This window comes from Dactylosporangium sp. NPDC051087 (assembly GCF_055586325.1).
Genome location: NZ_JBVJIJ010000001.1, coordinates 67,403 through 85,571 on the forward strand (window position 1 = coordinate 67,403; position 18,169 = coordinate 85,571).

At 68.1% G+C, this 18,169-nt stretch carries 14 protein-coding genes, 2 tRNA genes and 1 pseudogene; 6 read left to right on the forward strand and 11 right to left on the reverse strand.

The features are described from left to right. Positions 1-259: 259 nt before the first annotated feature. The 6 genes from ACZ6TV_RS00320 to gyrB all read right to left on the reverse strand — a co-directional run bounded on the left by ACZ6TV_RS00320 (position 260) and on the right by gyrB (position 6,032). Positions 260-335 (reverse strand) — tRNA-Ala (locus tag ACZ6TV_RS00320). Between the two features lie 29 nt (positions 336-364). Next, positions 365-493 (reverse strand): DLW-39 family protein, encoded by a 129-nt coding sequence (locus ACZ6TV_RS00325; RefSeq protein ID WP_239136238.1) that lies wholly within the window; start codon positions 491-493, stop codon positions 365-367. A 1-nt stretch (position 494) separates the two neighbouring features. Next, positions 495-568: transfer RNA gene (locus ACZ6TV_RS00330), tRNA-Ile, on the reverse strand. A 117-nt stretch (positions 569-685) separates the two neighbouring features. Next, a complete protein-coding gene (locus tag ACZ6TV_RS00335; RefSeq protein WP_465293720.1) occupies positions 686-1,546 on the reverse strand; it encodes a DUF3566 domain-containing protein in 861 nt (286 codons plus the stop codon). A gap of 3 nt (positions 1,547-1,549) precedes the next feature. Then, entirely contained in the window at positions 1,550-4,060 is a 2,511-nt protein-coding gene (gyrA, locus tag ACZ6TV_RS00340) for a DNA gyrase subunit A (RefSeq protein WP_465293722.1), read from the reverse strand. Between the two features lie 28 nt (positions 4,061-4,088). Further along, on the reverse strand, positions 4,089-6,032 hold the full coding sequence (gene gyrB / locus ACZ6TV_RS00345; RefSeq protein WP_465293724.1) for a DNA topoisomerase (ATP-hydrolyzing) subunit B: 1,944 nt from the start codon (positions 6,030-6,032) through the stop codon (positions 4,089-4,091). 452 nt (positions 6,033-6,484) lie between these two features. Between gyrB and ACZ6TV_RS00350 the strand changes: the two genes are divergently transcribed. Then, positions 6,485-7,042 carry a hypothetical protein gene (locus tag ACZ6TV_RS00350; RefSeq protein WP_354776951.1) on the forward strand — a complete coding sequence of 186 codons (558 nt, stop codon included), beginning with the start codon at positions 6,485-6,487 and terminating at the stop codon, positions 7,040-7,042. A gap of 3 nt (positions 7,043-7,045) precedes the next feature. Here the strand turns inward: ACZ6TV_RS00350 and ACZ6TV_RS00355 are convergent, their stop codons facing one another. The 5 genes from ACZ6TV_RS00355 to dnaA all read right to left on the reverse strand — a co-directional run bounded on the left by ACZ6TV_RS00355 (position 7,046) and on the right by dnaA (position 13,409). Beyond that, entirely contained in the window at positions 7,046-7,639 is a 594-nt protein-coding gene (locus tag ACZ6TV_RS00355) for a DciA family protein (protein WP_465293726.1), read from the reverse strand. Next, entirely contained in the window at positions 7,632-8,762 is a 1,131-nt protein-coding gene (gene recF / locus ACZ6TV_RS00360; protein ID WP_465293728.1) for a DNA replication/repair protein RecF, read from the reverse strand. Before recF ends, ACZ6TV_RS00355 begins: the two co-directional genes overlap by 8 nt. Before the next feature lie 2 nt (positions 8,763-8,764). Next, complete coding sequence (gene gnd / locus ACZ6TV_RS00365; protein WP_465293730.1) at positions 8,765-9,637, reverse strand: phosphogluconate dehydrogenase (NAD(+)-dependent, decarboxylating); 873 nt, start codon at positions 9,635-9,637, stop codon at positions 8,765-8,767. Positions 9,638-9,655: 18 nt separating this feature from the next. Beyond that, complete coding sequence (gene dnaN, locus ACZ6TV_RS00370; protein WP_465293732.1) at positions 9,656-10,786, reverse strand: DNA polymerase III subunit beta; 1,131 nt, start codon at positions 10,784-10,786, stop codon at positions 9,656-9,658. Positions 10,787-11,702: 916 nt separating this feature from the next. Next, entirely contained in the window at positions 11,703-13,409 is a 1,707-nt protein-coding gene (gene dnaA, locus ACZ6TV_RS00375) for a chromosomal replication initiator protein DnaA (RefSeq protein WP_465293734.1), read from the reverse strand. Positions 13,410-13,886: 477 nt separating this feature from the next. Here dnaA and rpmH point away from each other — a divergent pair, with 477 nt between their 5' ends. From rpmH to ACZ6TV_RS00400, 5 genes and pseudogenes are all read left to right on the forward strand, one after another. Continuing rightward, complete coding sequence (gene rpmH / locus ACZ6TV_RS00380; RefSeq protein WP_465293736.1) at positions 13,887-14,033, forward strand: 50S ribosomal protein L34; 147 nt, start codon at positions 13,887-13,889, stop codon at positions 14,031-14,033. 26 nt (positions 14,034-14,059) lie between these two features. Next, entirely contained in the window at positions 14,060-14,590 is a 531-nt protein-coding gene (gene rnpA, locus ACZ6TV_RS00385; protein ID WP_465293738.1) for a ribonuclease P protein component, read from the forward strand. Next, positions 14,587-14,858: pseudogene (gene yidD, locus ACZ6TV_RS00390) on the forward strand (membrane protein insertion efficiency factor YidD). Before rnpA ends, yidD begins: the two are co-directional and overlap by 4 nt. Before the next feature lie 11 nt (positions 14,859-14,869). Next, complete coding sequence (gene yidC / locus ACZ6TV_RS00395; RefSeq protein WP_465294862.1) at positions 14,870-15,913, forward strand: membrane protein insertase YidC; 1,044 nt, start codon at positions 14,870-14,872, stop codon at positions 15,911-15,913. A 120-nt stretch (positions 15,914-16,033) separates the two neighbouring features. Further along, the gene (locus tag ACZ6TV_RS00400) at positions 16,034-16,693 is read left to right on the forward strand and encodes a Jag family protein (protein WP_465293740.1); all 660 of its coding nucleotides are present in this window, start codon (positions 16,034-16,036) and stop codon (positions 16,691-16,693) included. The last annotated feature ends 1,476 nt before the right edge of the window (positions 16,694-18,169 follow it).

Sequence of the window (18,169 nt, forward strand, 5' to 3'; positions counted from 1 at the left end):
CCTGGTCTTCTGCGCCAGCCAGACGATCACCTGCCACCTGGGCCATCACGGTTGCACGTGAAACAACCGCCGTCAGCCTGACGGCGGTTCAGAATTTCTCACGCATGACTTCCGCGAAAAGACCAACCCATCGCGGGTTTTGAGGGGGTGTGGGTGGAGCGAAGCTCCCCCACCGGGGAGCGGCCCTCCGGGCCGCGCGAGGAATGCTGACACCACCCGCGGGAAGCAGCCCGAAGGGCTGCGAACAAGGTGAGCCAATTGGTGGAAGCGAGGGGACTCGAACCCCTAACCCCCGCCTTGCAAAGGCGGTGCTCTGCCAGTTGAGCTACGCCCCCGGGCGAGGGGAACTCCCTCGGGTTTGTGACTAGCGAAGGTCCGGGGCGGTAGTCGCCTCGTGCCAGAGCGCGCGCTCTTCGCTCGCGGTCTTCACGCGCTTGGCGACATAGGCGGCGGCACCGACGACCGCAACCACCAGGAGCACCTTTTTCCACATGTGGGGCTAGCTGGAATCGAACCAGCGACCTCAGAGTTATCAGCTCTGCGCTCTAACCGACTGAGCTATAGCCCCGCTACACCGATCCCCGCGAAAGCGGCGTATCAGCGCGACGATGAAGGTTACCGCACCGCACACCCAAGCCTCAAACCGGTTCCCCCACGGCGCGCCGCGGGGGAACCGGGGAGACGTTTAGTCCTTCTCCGCCAGCGTCAGTTCGATGCCGCCGACCAGGTCGGCGCAGACGTTGTAGATGAAGGAGCCCAGGGTGGCCAGCGCGGTGAAGAGGACCACGTTGACCACGCCGAGCAGGGCGGCGCCGCCGATGACACCCTTCGCGGTGATGCGGAAGGTGCTGTTGGCCTGGCCGCCGGTGGAGCTGACGATGTCGGAGAGGGCCTTGTTGACGCTGTTGAAGACGTCCATCGCGTCGAGGGCCAGGTAGAGCACCGACGTGGCGACGATCACGACGACGAACAGCACGAACGAGACCGCGAACGCGAACTTCATCACAGACCACGGGTCGATGCGCTTGAGGTGCAGCCGGGCCCGGCGCGGGCCGCGGCCGACCGCGGAGCTGACCGTCTTGCGGGCGGCTCGCACGGCCTCGGTGACGCGGGCGGAGCCGCTCACCGCCGGCGCGGCCGCAGGCGTGTTGATCGCCTGCGTGGCGCCCGCGTTGGTCGGGCGCACGGAAGCGCGCGCCACGGCCACGCTGGCCGTGCCGGTGGCCGCGCCGCTGGTGGGCGCGGACGAGCCCAGCGTCACGGGCGGGGGCGTCACGACCCCGGCCTTGCCCTTCGCGACCGACGGTGGCGACTGGATCGGCACCGTCAGCGAGTCGGGCGGAGGCGCCATGCCGGGGGCACGCTGGAACTTCGGCGTGCCGCCGATGGTCGTCTCGCCGGGCGTGCTGGTCCCGTTGACCGCGCCGGCGTCGCCGCCGGCGGCAGGCGCCCCCGAGTCAGATCCCGTCATGGCAGCCTCTCCGGCCTCTTTGGCCTCATCGGTTGCTGCCGAGGCGGTCCCCGACTTCGCCTGTGTGTCTGTCATCAACTAGTCCTGTTCGTCGGGCTCATCGGCGTTACGGGCGATCGCGACGATGGTCACACCCTCCGGCAGGTCCATGAGCTTGACCCCCATTGTGTTCCGATCCCGCGTGCGTCGTACAGGCTTCACCGGAGTCCGGATCACGCCACCATTTGAGGTGATGGCGAAGAGCTCATCATCCGGATCAATCACCACGGCGCCCACCAGGCCGCCGCGCCGAGACGTGATTTTAGCGGTGAGGACGCCCTTGCCGCCGCGTCCTTGCACCGGATATTCCTCGATGGGCGTCCGCTTGGCAAAACCACCGTCGGTGGCGACCAAGACGTCCAGGTCCATCCCTTCGCGCACAACTTCCATCGCCAGCAGTTCATCACCCTCGGCGAAGCGCATGCCGATCACCCCCGACGTCGCGCGTCCCATGGGGCGCAAGGTGTCGTCGTTGGCGGTGAAGCGGATCGCCTGCGCCTGCTTGCTGACCAGGAGAAGGTCGTCCTCGGGGCCGAGCAGCGCGGCGCCGACGAGCTCGTCCTCGTCGCGCAGGTTGATGCCGATGATCCCGCCGGACCGGTTGGAGTCGAACTCCTCCAGCTTGGTCTTCTTGACCAGACCGTCCTTGGTGGCGAGCACCAGGTATGGCGACACCTGGTAGTTCGGGATCTCGATGACCTGGGCGATGTGCTCTTCGGGCTGGAACGCCAGCAGGTTGGCGACGTGCTGACCCTTCGCGACCCGGCTCGCCTCTGGCAGTTCGTAGGCCTTCGCCCGGTAGACGCGGCCCTTGTTCGTGAAGAACAGCATCCAGTCGTGCGTGGAGCACACGAAGAAGTGGCTGACGATGTCGTCCTGCCGCAGGGTCGCGCCGGAGACGCCCTTCCCGCCGCGCTTCTGCGAGCGGTACAGGTCGACCTTGGTGCGCTTCGCGTAGCCGGTGCGCGTGATCGTGACCACGACGTCCTCGCGCGCGATGAGGTCCTCCATGGAGACCTCGCCGTCGAACGGGATGATCTGGGTCCGCCGCTCGTCGCCGCGGCGGGCCACGATCTCGGCGAGCTCCTCGGAGATGATCTGCCGCTGCCGCTCCGGCGTCGCCAGGATGTCCTTGTAGTCCGCGATCTCGATCTCGATCTTCGCCAGCTCGTCGAAGATGCGCTGGCGCTCCAGTGCGGCGAGCCGGCGCAGCTGCATGTCGAGGATGGCGGTCGCCTGGATGTCGTCGATGTCCAGGAGGTTCATGAGGCCGTTCTTCGACTCCTCGGCGCTGGGGGAGCGCCGGATGAGTGCGATGACCTCGTCGAGCATGTCGAGCGCCTTGACCAGACCCCGCAGGATGTGGGCCCGCTCTTCGGCCTTGCGCAGCCGGTACGCGGTGCGCCGGACGATGACCTCGATCTGGTGCGTGACGTAGTGCCGCACGAACTGCGCGAGGTTGAGCGTGCGGGGCACGCCGTCGACCAGCGCCAGCATGTTGGCGCCGAACGTCTCCTGCAGCTGCGTGTGCTTGTACAGGTTGTTGAGCACGACCTTGGCGACCGCGTCACGCTTGAGCACGATCACCAGGCGCATGCCGGTGCGGCCGGAGGACTCCTCGCGGATGTCGGCGATGCCGGCGAGCTTGCCCTCCTTGACCAGGTCGGCGATGCGCTCGGCCAGGTTGTCGGGGTTGACCGCATAGGGCAGCTCGGTGACGACGAGGATGGTCCGCCCGCGGGGGTCCTCCTCGACCTCGACGACGGCCCGCATGCGGATCGAGCCGCGGCCGGTCCGGTAGGCGTCGATGATCGCGGACGTGCCGACGATGAGGCCCTTGGTCGGGAAGTCGGGGCCCTTGACGATCTTGATCAGCTCGTCGAGCGTCTCTTCCTCGCCGGCCTCGGGGTTGTCCAGGCACCACTGGACGGCCTGGGCGATCTCCCGCAGGTTGTGCGGCGGGATGTTGGTCGCCATGCCGACGGCGATGCCGGTGCTGCCGTTGACGAGCAGGTTGGGGATGCGCGACGGCAGGATCGTGGGCTCCTGGGCCCGGCCGTCGTAGTTGGGCTGGAAGTCGACTGTGTCCTCGTCGATGTCCCGGAGCATCTCCATGGCGAGCGGGTCGAGGCGCGCCTCCGTGTACCGCATCGCGGCGGCGGGGTCGTTGCCCGGCGAGCCGAAGTTGCCGTTGCCGTCGATCAGCGGGTAGCGCAGCGACCAGTTCTGCGCCATGCGGACCATGGCGTCGTAGATCGAGGCGTCGCCGTGCGGGTGGTAGTTACCCATCACGTCGCCGACGACGCGGGCGCATTTCACGTAGCCGCGGTCGGGGCGGTAGCCGCCGTCATACATCGCATAGAGGATCTTGCGGTGGACCGGTTTGAGGCCGTCACGCACATCCGGCAGCGCACGCCCGACGATGACGCTCATCGCATAGTCGAGGTAGGACCGCTGCATCTCGACTTCGATGCCGATGGGCTCGATCCGGCTCGCGACCGCTGAACCACTCTCGTCGGGGGTCTCCGGAGTGGAAGTCGGTTCCGTCACTCTTTATCCCTTTTCTCAGTATCGACGGTCAGATGTCGAGGAACCGGACGTCTTTAGCGTTTCGCTGGATGAACGAGCGGCGTGCTTCCACGTCTTCGCCCATCAGGACGCTGAAGAGCTCGTCTGCGGTTGCAGCGTCGTCCAATGTCACCTGACGGAGCATGCGGGTCGCCGGGTTCATGGTCGTTTCCCACAGCTCGGGGTAGTTCATCTCACCCAGACCCTTGAACCGCTGGATGTCGTCGGGCTTCGCGTTGGGCTTGCTCTGCTGGCGCAGCTGGATCAAGCCGTCGCGCTCGCGGTCGGTGTACGCATACTGCGCGTCATCGCCCTTTTTGTTCCACTTGATCTTGTACAGCGGCGGCGCGGCGAGATAGACGTGGCCGAGCTCGATCAGCGGACGCATGAACCGGAACACCAGGGTCAGCAGCAGCGTCTGGATGTGCTGGCCGTCGACGTCGGCGTCGGCCATCAGGATCAGCTTGTGGTAGCGCAGCTTCTCGATGTCGAACTCGTCGTGGATGCCGGTGCCGAGCGCCGTGATCAGCGCCTGGACCTCGTTGTTCTTGAGGACGCGGTCGATGCGCGCCTTCTCGACGTTGAGGATCTTGCCGCGGATCGGCAGGATCGCCTGGACCCGCGGGTCACGCCCCTGCTTGGCCGAGCCGCCGGCGGAGTCGCCCTCGACGATGAACAGCTCCGAGACCCGGGGGTCGTTGGACTGGCAGTCGGCCAGCTTGCCGGGCATCGAGCCCGACTCCAGCAGCGACTTGCGGCGGGCCAGCTTGCGCGCCTGCGAGGCGGCGAGCCGCGCCCTGGCGGCCTGCGACGCCTTGGTGATGATGGTCTTGACCTCGGCCGGGTTGCGGTCGAACCAGTCGACCAGCCACTCGTTGCACACCTTCTGCACGAAGCTGCGGGCCTCGGTGTTGCCGAGCTTGGTCTTCGTCTGCCCCTCGAACTGCGGCTCCCGCAGCTTGATCGAGATGATCGCCGCCAGGCCCTCGCGGATGTCCTCGCCGGTGAGCTTCTCGTCGCCCTTGAGCAGCTTCTTGTCCGCACCGTACTTGTTCACCACGGAGGTCAGGGCGCTACGGAAGCCCTCCTCGTGGGTGCCGCCCTCATGCGTGTTGATCGTGTTGGCGAACGTGTAGACGCTCTCGCCATACGACTCGTTCCACTGCATGGCGATCTCGACGGAGATGCCCTCGCCGTCTGAGCCGAACTCCACCACCGAGCGGTGGATCGGCGTCTTCGTCGCGTTGAGGTGGCGGACGAAGTCAGCGATGCCGTTCTCGTAGCAGAAGACGACCTCCTTCTTCTCTTCCGGGGCGTCGGCGCGCTCGTCGCGCAGCTCGATCCGCAGGCCACGGTTGAGGAAGGCATATTCCTGGATGCGCCGATAGACCGTCTCGTAGTTGAACTCGAGGGTCTCGAAGATCGCGTCGTCGGGGAAGAACGTCACGCTGGTGCCGGTGCGGTCGGTCTCCTCGCCCTTCTGCAGCGGCTCGGGCACCGAGTTGCGATAGGTCTGGCGCCAGACGTGCCCGTCCTTGTGGATCACCAGGTCGATCCGCGTGGACAGCGCGTTGACGACCGAGATGCCGACGCCGTGCAGACCACCGGAGACCGCATAGGCCTGACCGTCGAACTTGCCGCCGGCGTGCAGCACCGTGAGGACGACCTCGACCGTCGGCCGCTTCTCCTTGGGGTGCATGTCGACAGGGATGCCACGACCGTTGTCCACGACCCGCACGCCGCCACCGTCGAGCAGCGTGACCTCGATGTTGTCGCAGAAGCCCGCCAGTGCCTCGTCGACGGCGTTGTCCACAACCTCCCACACCAGGTGGTGCAGGCCACGCTCGCCGGTCGAGCCGATATACATGCCTGGGCGCTTGCGGACCGCCTCGAGCCCCTCGAGCACTGTGATCGATGAGGAGTCGTAGGACTTTTCGGGCTTGTTTTCTGCCACCCTCGGTCGCTTTCTCGCACTGGCCGGCCGCGCGCTCGGCGCCCCGGGTCTCGTGCGGAGTCGTGCGGGCACTACGGTCGCGGGTGCAGGCACGCCGGTGGCCTGCGCCCCGCCGAGCGGGCGCCGTGACCTCCGGCGGGCCGACACCGCGGACGCGTGCACGCGGGATGTGTCGGCTGGTTCTCAGAGCCTTCGCTCTTGCGGCAATCCTACTGTGCCCGTGCGACATTTTCGCATCGGGACGGCGCCTGTAGTCCTCGTAGCGGCCCGAACGGTACGGGGCGAAGGTCCCCCTACGCGGAAGGGGTCCGGGCGGGCGATGATGGGCGGCACGGCGAGCGCCGCGAGGCTGTCACCGGGTTCGGCACCTGCGGGGGTCGCGCGAGCGGCCGTTCGTGCCGTATGTTCCCCGCCGCGGGGCGGGGTGAGTGTGTGAGAGCGAGGGTTCCGCGATGGGTTTGGACAACGTCGCCGTGCAGTGGCCGCGCACCGGCCGGTTTTACGACCCGGTGGCGCCGGCCGAGTTCGTCGACTTCGCCGGGCTCGCCGAGAAGCTGCCGCTGCACGCCGGGCCGGCGGCCGCGCTGGCGGACCATGTGGCGAAGACCGGCACTGTGCGCGTCACCGGATATACAGAGCTGGTCGACCTGCTCTTCGGGCTCAACGGTGTGCTGTTCGCCACGGACGCGGCCGCCGAGGACGAGGATCCGGTGATCAGCCCGGACGACTGCGCCTGGATCGCCGGCGGCCTGGAGCGCTTCGTCAACGGGCACCAGGAGTTCGGCGACGAGATCACGTTCGAGACGGTGAGCACCGTGCTGCGCCGGGCCCTGGAGGGCTCCCGGCTGGCCGAGCAGCAGTTGCGGTGGCTGCAGAGCCGCCTCGACGCGCTGCGCGACGACACCGGCAACGCGCCGCAGTGGAGCTACACGATCGCCGAGGTCGACGTGCTCGCGAAGTTCTACCGCCGCTGCGCCAACCGCGGCTTCGCCGTCTACGCCGACTTCTAGAGCTCAGCCGTACGTGTCGCGCGGGCCCCGCCCGCGCACGCGAAGGGGGCCGCGGCTCCAGGACGGCTTGCTCGGACCCTGGATGTGCAGCTTCTTGACGACGTTGTGACCTACCTCACCCGCAATCCGGGCGAGCAGCCGGCTGGTGAGCATCCGCAGCTGGGTCGCCCACGCGGTCGACTCGGCCTCGACGGTCAGCTCGCCGTCCTCCAGCTTGATCGGGCGGCAGTGCGCCGCTACGTCGGCGCCGACGACCCGCTCCCACTCGCCGAACACGGTCGCCTCGGCGGTCGGGCGTTGCCAGCCTCGCGCCTTCATGATCCGTTCGAGCAGCGAGCCGAAAGGCTGTGGATCTCTCGGGTCCGGTCCTGGGCCGGTGTACCCCCGGCGCCGCCGCGAATCGCCAGGTTCGCCGACGGCTTTGCGGCGCGGCGCCGCCTTCCGTTTCGCGAGGGCCGCCTCGACCGCGGCCCGCGCCAGCTCCGGCCCGGTCTTCTCGGGCCCGCCGGACGAGGCACCGGCACCGGGCGAAGCACCGCCGCCCGCAGAGGCGCCGCCGGCCGTACCGCCGCCGCCGCGTGGACTGTCGTCAGCCACGTCGCACCTCGCCCCCGCCCACCTCATACCGTGCGCCGCGCAGCGCCCGCGGCACGTCGTCGTCGACCGCGCACGTCACGATGACCTGGCTCGCGTCACCCACCAGCTCGGCGAGCCGCTCCCGCCGGCCCACGTCGAGCTCGGCGAACACGTCGTCCAGCACCAGGACCGGCTCCACGCCGTCGTCCCGCAGCAGATCGTAGGCCGCCAGCCGCAGCGCGAGCGCATACGACCAGGACTCGCCGTGGCTGGCATACCCCTTCGCGGGCAGCTCGCCGAGCGTCAGGGTCAGCTCGTCGCGGTGCGGCCCGACCAGCGTCACCCCGCGCTCGATCTCCTGCTTGCGGGATTCGCCGAGGGCAGCCAGCAGCGCCTGCTCGAGATCCGCCTGTGCCGACGACGCCGCCGGCACAGGGAACGACGGGCTGTAGGCGATGCGCGCGTCGGACCGGCTGGCGCTGACCGCCGCATACGCCTTCGCCACGTGCGGCGTGAGCGCGGCGACGAGGTCGAGCCGGGCCCGGACCAGCTGGGCGCCGTGCTGGGCGAGGTGCGTGTCCCAGACGTCCAGCGTCGACAGGTCCCCGCCGCGGCTACCTCCGGTCTTGCGGGCCAGATAGGCGCTGCGCAGCAGGGCGTTGCGCTGCTTGAGCACCCGGTCGTAGTCGGAGCGCACGCCGGCGAACCGCGGCTGCCGGGTCACGAGAAGCTCGTCGAGCATCCGGCGCCGCTCACCGGGATCACCGCGGATCAGCGACAGATCCTCCGGAGCGAAGAGCACCAGCTTCAACGCGCCGAGGATGTCGCGGGTACGAGCCACCGGCGACCGGCCCAGTCGTGCCTTGTTGGCCTTGCCGGGCTCGATCGACAGCTCGACGAGCAGCTCGCGCTCGTCGTGGACGATCGCGCAGCGGACCACCGCACGGGTCGCGCCGAAGCGGACCAGCGGAGCGTCGGTGGCGACCCGGTGCGATTCGAGGCTCGCCACATACGCGAGGGCCTCGACCAGGTTGGTCTTGCCGACGCCGTTGGCGCCGACGAGCACGCACGCCCCGGGCCCGAACTCGACGACGACCCGCTCGTAGCTGCGGAAGTCGACGAGCTCGAGACCCCGGACGTACAAACTCAGCCCTTCTTGACCGCGTGGCCGCCGAACTGGTTGCGCAGCGCGGCAACGGCCTTCATCGCGGGCGAGTCGTCCTGCCGCGACGCGAACCGCGCGAACAGCGACGCCGCGATCACGTTCATCGGCACGGCGAGCCGGATGGCCTCCTCGACCGTCCAGCGGCCCTCGCCGGTGTCGTCGGCATAGCCGCGCAGCCCGTCGAGGTTGGGGTCCTCATCCAGCGCCCGGTCCATCAGGTCCAGCAGCCACGACTGGACGACGGAGCCGGCCCGCCACGACTTGAACACCTCGGGGATGTTGTCGACGTATTCGGAGGCCTCGAGCAGCTCGTAGCCTTCGGCATAGGCGTGCATCATGCCGTACTCGATACCGTTGTGGACCATCTTCGCGTAGTGGCCGGCACCGACGCCGCCGGCGTGCGCGAAGCCGAACTCGCCATCGGGCTTGAGCCCCTGGAAGATCGGCATGCAGTGCTCGACGTGCTTCTTGTCGCCACCGACCATCAGGGCATAGCCGTTGGTCCGGCCCCAGACACCGCCGGACACGCCGACGTCGAGGTAGCCGAGGCCCTGCGTCGCGAGCCGCTCCGCCCGGGGGCGGTCGTTGCTGAAGCGGGAGTTGCCTCCGTCGATGACGATGTCGCCCTCGGACAGCAGCCCGGCGAGCTCGTCGATCGTCGGCTCGGTGAACTGCACCGGGACCATGATCCAGACCACGCGGGGCGCGGCGAGCTTCTCGACCAGCTCTTTGAGCGACGACACGTCGGTGACGTCAGGGTGGTGGTCGTAGCCGATGACCTCGTGCCCGGCGGCCCGCAGCCGCTCGCGCATGTTGAAGCCCATCCGACCCAAGCCGATGAGACCGAGCTGCATTTCTGGTGCCTCCGAAACTCAGCTGCCGATGCGAACCGGCATGATCAAGTACCAGTACCCAGGGATGATTTCTCCATCATCCTTGGCCGGGGACATGACCGCAGGCTTCTTCGGGTCAGTGAACGAGAGCACGGCGATCGGAGCGTCCAGCGCCTTCAGCCCGTCCAGCAGATACTGGTGGTTGAACGCGATGGTCATCGGCTCGCCCTCATAGGTGCAGTCCATCGCCTCGCTCGCCCGCGCGTCCTCGCTGCCGCTGGCCTCGACCACGAGACCGTCGGCGCTGAAGGACAGCCGCACCGGGGTGGACCGCTCGGCGACCAGGCCGACGCGCCGCACCACCTCGTTGAGCGCGGAGACCCGGATGCGGGCCTGTGCGTTGTGCGTGTCGGGCAGCAGCGCCCGCACCTTGGGGAAGTCGCCGTCGAGCAGCCGGGACGTGGTGCGCCGGGTGCCGCCGGCGAAGCCGATCATCCCCTCGCCGAGCTTGCCCCGCGACAGCGCGACCGACACCGAGCCACCGATCGGCCCGAGCGTCTTGGCGGTGTCGTCGAGGGTCCGCGCCGGGACGAGCGCCGCGAGGCTCACGTCGGGCTCGTCGGGGCGCCACTCGAGCTCCCGCACGGCCAGCCGGTAGCGGTCGGTGGCGAGCAGCGTCAGCTTGGTGCCCTCCAGCTCGACCCGGACACCGGTCAACATCGGCAGGGTGTCGTCGCGGCCGGCGGCGATCGCCACCTGCGACACGGCACCGGCGAAGGTGGCCGCGTCGACGGTGCCGGCCAGCTCGGGCATCTCCGGCAGCGTCGGATAGTCCTCGACGGGCATCGTCGGCAGGGTGAAGCGGGCGCTGCCACAGGTGATCTCGACGTGCGACCCGACGGCTGCGACGTCGACGGGCTTGTTCGGCAGCGACTTGGTGATTTCGGCGAGCAGCCGCCCGGAGACGAGCGTCGCGCCGTCGGCGTCGGCCTGGACCTCGACGGTCACCTGGCTGGACACCTCGTAGTCGAAGCCGGACACCTGCAGGCGGCCGTCACCGACTCTGAGCAGAACACCGGCAAGCACCGGCACAGAAGGGCGGCTGGGCAGGCTCTTGGCTGTCCAGGCGACGGCATCGGCGAGCGCGTCGCGCTCGACTCGGAACTTCATCGCGGTCCTCCCGCGTCGTCTCGTCTCAAGCGTGGTGCTGTGCATCGAACCTTAGGGCTTGCGCGGCGGTGCCGTGCACCGACCCCACCAAATTTCAAGCCAAGAACTTATCCCCACGCTGGTGATTGCTTTTTTCTCTCTTTTAAAGAGATTTACTTCGTAGTCATAGGTGTTGTGGATTCTGTGGACAACCCGCGTTTTAGCAGCTCAGAGCGCTTATGTCTCTGGGTATGGACTGTGTATAACCCGGTGTGTACAAGGTTGTGGATTGTGGACAACCCGTCATCCACAGGCGTTGTCCACCGGCTATCCACCGGTAATCCACAGGGTTCGTCCACCATCTGGGGATAACTCGTCCCGAGCGCTGCTCACGTTCCGTCGTTTCTGCAGTCACTCTTCGGATATGCCCACACGTCTTCCACAGCTTCTCCCCAGGGGTTATCCACAGACTGTGGACGACGGCTGTGCACAATCAGTAGTCACTCGGTGACTTGTAATGGAACAGGCACCCAACGTGACGAAGAAATGGCATATGCGAAGTTATCCACAGAGTATGTGGACAACTTCTGTGGATAACTCGGACAAACCCCTCGGGGGTATATGCGCACAAGTTGTGGACATCCTGGGGATAGGCTGTGGACAACATGTGACCATAAGCTCCCGGATCCCAGGTCGGAAGGCCTCTGGACCGGTGGATAACCTAACTTTATCCACAGGCTGTGGACAATGCGGTGGATAGCACATACCCGCATAAATCGACCGGCCCTGGGGGCGCTTCCTACAGCGATATCCACATGCCGTTGATGAGCAAGACTCACGTTTGGCTCGTCCACAGGGAGCCGGGCGTTGGTCGTACACCTGCCGAAGACGCAAAAAGAGGGCCGGATGACCGACCCTCTTGCCTGGCGGTGCGCCGCTACGTCGTCTGCTTGATGCGGTTCGTCAGCTCGGCGATCTGGTTGTAGAGCGAGCGCCGCTCCGCCATCTGCTGCCGGATCTTGCGGTCGGCATGCATCACGGTGGTGTGGTCGCGGCCGCCGAACGCCTGGCCGATCCTCGGCAGGGACAGGTCGGTCAGCTCGCGACACAGATACATGGCGACCTGACGCGCGTTGACGAGCACCCGGGACCGGCTGTGCCCGCGCAGGTCCTCCAGGCTGACGCCGAAGTAGTCCGCGGTCGACGCCATGATCTGGTCCGCGGTGATCTCCGGCCCGGAGCCGTCCGGGATGAAGTCACGCAGCACCTCCTCGGCGAGACCCAGCTCGACCGGGGCGCGGGTCAGGTTGGCGAACGCGGTGACGCGGATGAGTGCGCCCTCCAGCTCGCGGATCGACGACGCCACCCGCGACGCGATGAACTCCAGCACGTCCGGCGGCGCGAACAGCCGCTCCTGCGCCGCCTTCTTCTGCAGGATCGCGATACGCGTCTCGAGGTCCGGCGGCTGGATGTCGGCGAGCAGCCCCCACTCGAACCGGGTCCGCAGGCGGTCCTCGAGGGTCGCCAGCTGCCGCGGCGAGCGGTCGGAGCTGATCACGATCTGCTTGTTGGCGTTGTGGAGCGTGTTGAAGGTGTGGAAGAACTCCTCCTGCGTGCGCTCCCGCGTCTCCAGGAACTGGATGTCGTCGATCAGGAGGATGTCGACATCGCGGTACCGCCGCTGGAACGCCTGCGTCTTGTCGTCCCGCAGCGAGTTGATGAAGTCGTTGGTGAACTCCTCGGTCGACACGTACCGCACGAAACGGGCATTGCCGAGCATCGTGGCGTACTGGCCGATCGCATGCAGCAGGTGCGTCTTGCCCAGCCCGGAGTCGCCGTAGATGAACAGCGGGTTGTAGGCCTTGGCCGGCGACTCGGCGACGGCGACCGACGCGGCGTGCGCGAAGCGGTTCGAGGATCCGATGACGAAGGTCTCGAAGGTGTACTTCGGGTTCAGCCGGTTGCCGGCCGAGTCGCCCGCGGGGGTCTGCGCGCTGCGCCGGTCGTCGCGGCCGGTGCCCGGGCTCGACGGCGGGCGCGGCGGCAGCGGCTCCTCGTCCTGCTGCGGTGAGCGGCGCAGCCGTTCGTCGCGGGCGGCCTCGAACGCGGTGCCGGAGTGTTCGGTGCGCTCCGGTGGTGTCCAGGTGGGCTCGGTCGGCAGGTCGAAGAGGCGGTCGCTGCCTTCCCGCGCGGCCGGCCTTTGCTGCTCCTGCTGCTCATGCACGGGCGGCGACGGCTGCTGATACTGCGGCCGGCTCAGTCCCGGGCCCTGGTACGGCGGCTGGTCCTGGTCGCGGAACGGCGGCGCGGACGCCGGCTCGACGAGCTGCCCGGCGGTGCCGTTGGACCAGTGCGACGCGGACGGCGCGGGCAGCGGCGGCGCGTCCTCCGGCGGGCGGACCGTCACGGCGACCTGGATCGCCCGGCCGAGCAGCCTGGACAGCGCCTCGGTGATGACCGGACGCAGGCGCGACTCGATGACGTCACGGGTGAAGGCGTCAGGCACGGAGAGCAGCGCGGTGTCCTCGACGATGGCCCGTAGCCTCGTCAGCCGCAGATAGGCACGCTGCTGCGCCGAGACGATCTCGTCTGCGAGCTCGTCCGTCGCGGCATGCCACACCGCTGCGAGGTCGGTGTCAGTCACCGTTCGCGCACCCCCATCGTCGCCCCCCACCGCGAGTGGACCGTGCGCCGGAAGTTCCGCCCGCCCCGGCCCCATTGTCCACAGGTTTTCCACAACCTGTGTATCAACGAGTCATGTGCCGTGGACGGATCGTCCTGATTCCCTCTTGCCCCGTGTCAACCTGGCGGTGTCCCGACCGGTTCTGAGAGGTTGTGCAGGTCGGATGCGGTGCCATGCCCCCTGCGGCGCATCCGATTGGTAGCGGAAAGTCCTTTGTGTCCCGTCGCCGGTCGTCGCGGTGTCTACCGGCAACCGGGCACGTTAACAGCGTTGTCCACAACCACTCAACCGTTGTCCACAAGTAGCCTGTGGATTTCGGGCCGTTTCGAGGCATCGTTGACGGTCTGTAGGGCCGCGCGTACCCTGGTTCGGCTGGAGAAGGTTTCCCTGATAAACTCCAGTGACCAGCCCTACGCCGCTACGAAGACGGAGCCCGACGTGAGCAAGCGCACCTTCCAGCCGAACAACCGCCGGCGCGCGAAGACCCACGGTTTCCGGCTGCGCATGCGCACCCGTGCCGGCCGTGCGATCCTTTCGGCGCGCCGCGCCAAGGGGCGCGACCGCCTGGCGGCCGGCTCGGCCTGAGCCGACGCGGGCCCTCCGGAGGCAGCGTGCTGGCGGCCGCTCAGCGTCTGCGGCGGCGTGAAGACTTCGCCGCCACCATTCGCAACGGTCGCCGCGCCGGTCGCGGAGCCCTCGTGGTGCATTTCCTGCAGTCGACTGTCGAGCCGGCGCCAGCAGATCAATCATCTGCACGCGCCGGCTTCGTCGTGTCTGCCGACGGCGCCGGGCACTCGGTCGCCGGTGCTTCAGGTTCTGGCGGTTCGGATGCCGGCGCATCGGATGATCGGCCGTCGGACCATGCCGCCGTCCCCGAGCCTTCTCCGCCGGTCGACGTTCTCCCGCCGCGTGCCGGCTTCGTCGTGTCCAAGGCCGTCGGCAACGCGGTCGTTCGTAACATGGTGAAGCGCCGTCTCCGGCACCTGGTCCGCCCGCACCTGGCCGGCCTCCCGCCGACCGCGATGGTCGTCGTCCGGGCGCTCCCCGCCTCGGCGACAGCAAGCTACGAAGACCTCGGCCGTGATCTCGAGGCAGCGTTGACGGCCGCGCGCCGTCCCCGAAGCCGGGAGGGACGTCGATGAACGCCGGAGCCCGGGTCGTTGCCGCTCCCATCGTCGCGTACCGTCGTTGGATAAGCCCGGCGTTGCCGGCGCGTTGTCGGTTCTACCCGTCGTGCAGCGCTTATGCCCTGGAGGCGGTCGGCACTCACGGCGCGATCCGGGGAATCGGTCTCGCGATCTGGCGGCTGCTGCGCTGCCACCCATTCCACCCCGGTGGGTTCGATCCGGTGCCACCGCGCCGGGGAGCCTCGCCCGAGCCCGAGTCGACGTGACTGGAGCAGTGTCGTGATTAGCAAGCTGATGGGCGGGATCTACTGGCTGATCTCGCAGGTGATGCTGTTCTGGCACACCGTGTGGGACAAGGTCGTGCCCGACCACCGCACGCTCGGCACCAACTGGCAGTGGGTTCTCGCGATCGTGTTCCTGGTGATCACGGTCCGCGTCGTGCTGTTCCCGATCTTCGTGAAGCAGATCAAGTCGCAGCGCGCGATGCAGGCGATCCAGCCGAAGATGAAGGAGCTGCAGGAGAAGCACAAGGGCGACCGGGAGACCCTCCAGAAGGAGGTCATGAAGCTGTATCAGGAGGAGAAGGTCAACCCGCTCATGGGCTGCCTTCCGATGTTCCTCCAGATCCCTGTCTTCATCGGTCTGCTGCACGTCCTGCGCCACCTGAAGCCCGGCACCTCGGACCACCAGATGCAGCTGTATGGCTGGAGCATCCCGGAGTTCATGGGCGCCGTCGACGCCCGGCTGTTCGACGCCCCGATCGTCGCGAAGTTCAGCAGCAGCGCCGCCGAGCTGTCGAAGATCGAGGCCAACTCGACCACCGTCAAAATCGTCGCCGCCATCCTGGTCGCCCTGATGATCACGACGACCTACCTGACCCAGCGTCAGATGATTATGAAGACCGGCTGGAACACCGACCCGCAGCAGCGCATGATCCAGAAGTTCATGCTCTACGGCATCCCGTTCTTCACGCTGACCTCCGGCTGGTACTTCCCGATCGGCGTCATCATCTACTGGGTCACCAACAACGCCATCACCCTCGGCCAGCAGTACTGGGTGCTCCACAAGTACCCGCCGCCGGCGAGCTCGACCGCGAACACCACGCCGTACAAGGGTGGCAAGGGCGGCCCGTCGCTGACCAAGGGCGCGCCCGAGGCGAAGCCGGCCGGTGGCTTCCGGGCACTGCTCAGCAAGGCCAAGGACGAGGCCGCCGCCCAGCAGGCCGCCGCGGCTGAGGCCGCCGCTGCCAAGGCGAAGGCCAACGCGCTCGCCCCGAAGGTCGGCGCCAAGCCGAAGAACCCGAAGAAGGGTGGCGCCGCGAAGCGGCCGACGGGTTGATGTGACCCCGCCGGTCCACCCCTCCTCGGACCGGCGAGCGGCGCTCCCTGTGCACCACCACCCCTCACCGACGACCTGTGACGGCGCCTCGGCGCCCCAAACAAGCGGAGATGAGTTTTCGTGACCGACACCACCAGTGATCTCGACGCGCGCGGCACCAAGGGCGACGCTCTGGATCAGGACGCCAACCTCGACGAGGTCGAGGACGGCGACGACGCTGGAGAAGCTGCTGACGCCGCCGACGCTCCCAAGGGCGAAGGCGACGCCGCTCCCGCGGCTTCCGGCGGCAACGGCCGAGCTGCGGCCGACCTGTTCCGGGAGAGCGAGATCGCGGCCGACTACGTCGAGGGCCTCCTCGACATCCTCGACTACGACGGCGACATCGACGAGCTCGTCGTCAGCGGCCGCCCCGTCGTCGAGGTCGTCGAAGGCGGCGACGGCTCCGGCCGCCGCCTCCAGGCGCTCGTCGGCCAGCGCGGCGCCACCCTCGAAGCGCTGCAGGAGCTGAGCCGCCTCGCGGTCTTCCGGCAGACGGGCTCCCCCAGCCGGCTCCTGCTCGACGTCGGCGGCTACCGCGCCCTGCGCCGCAAGGAGCTCGGCGCGATCGCCAAGAACGCCGCCGAGAAGGTGAAGGAGTATGGCGAGGCCGTCAGACTCGAGCCGATGAGCGCCTTCGAGCGCAAGTGCGTCCACGACGTCATCAACGCCCTCCCGGGCGTCGAGAGCGAGTCCGAGGGCGTCGAGCCGGCCCGCCGGATCGTGGTGCGGCCGGTCGCCTGACTGCTCCTCCACTGTTCTGCCGCTAAGCGGGGCGCCTCTCGGGGCCGCCCCGCTTTCGCGTGTCTGGGGGATGCTGCCTCGGGTGCCCTGGCCGCGATCGCCGCCGGTGTACTGATGGCGAGCGGCGACTCGGCCGAAGCACAGGCGTGACCCTCGACAGCGCGACTTTGTTACGGGCGTTGACCGTCTCTCAGGTCGTTGCTCCCCGTGCCTTTGCGTCAGCATCTCCGTCTCGCGCCTCCGCTTCAGACTTGTGCCCCGCACCTCTCCCTGCATTTGGGTGTGTCCCCGCCCTCGCCTGTTGCGGCTTTTGAGGTCTGCGTCTCCGCCTCGTGGCGAGCCCCGCGCCTCGCCTCGGCGGCCGGGACGGATACAGCGTCGGCGTCTCCTCATGCGCCTCCCAGGTGCGCCTCGCGTCGATTCGCCTTCGTTTAGTGTCCCCGTCTCAGGCCGAGCGGGCCCGAGTCCCGCGCTACCCACGCGTCTCTGGGTGCGGCGCCGCCGTGCGTCTCCGCTTCTTCCGCGCCCGTGTCTCCGCTCGCGTCCGGTCGTCCTCGCGCTCCCGTCCCGAGATCGCCGCGGCGGCTGGCGCGAGGCTCGATTGAGATCCCGGCCGAAACGCCAGGCGGTGCCATGGTGGAGTTTCGCGTCAGCGCCGTGCGTCATCCCTCGCGCTTGCGCCTGGCACCGGTGTGTCCTCGCTTCGCATCCATACCTCGGTAGTGCGTCTCCGCCATGCGGCTCGCCTCTCTGCCGTGTGCGTCTCCGCCTCGCTGGCGCTCGTGTCTTTTCTGCGGGCCCTGGCGTGCTTCCACCTGGCGCCTCCCACGTGTGCCTCGCATTGGTGTGCCGCGCTTCGCTTCGCTCCTCGGTCGAGTGGCTCGGGTATCCGCTTCCTGCACACGTCCCGGTGGTGCGTCTTCGCCTGCGCTTCGCGGTCGTGCTCGCGTCCGAGCCATGCGTTCCCGTCGCACGTCCGCCTCGCACGGTGCGCCGTCGTTTCGCATCCGCACCGCCGCCGTGCATCGCCACTTCTTCCGCCAGCACGTGCCAGTGCCAACCCTTGGGCCGAGATCCCGGCCGAAACGACACGCGACGCCATGGTGGAGTTTCGCGCCGGCGCCGTGCGCTTCCCCTCGCACTTGCACCTGGCACCGGTGTGTCCTCGCTTCGCATTCACACCTCGGTAGTGCGTCTCCGCCGTGCGGCTCGCCTCTCTCCGCCGTGTGTCTCCGCCTCGTTCGCGTTCGTGTCTCCTGTGAGCCCGGCGTGCTTCCACATGGCGCCTTCTCGTATGTGCCTCGCATCGGTGTGCTGCGCTTCGCTTCGCTCCTTGGTCGAGTGGCTCGGGTATCCGCTTCCTGCGCATGTCCGTCCCTGCGGTGCGACTTCGCCTGCGCCGCGCCTGTGTCTCTGCTCGTGTCTATGTCGTGCGTCCGCGCGCCGCCGTTCCAAGTACGCCTGCGCTTCGCGGTT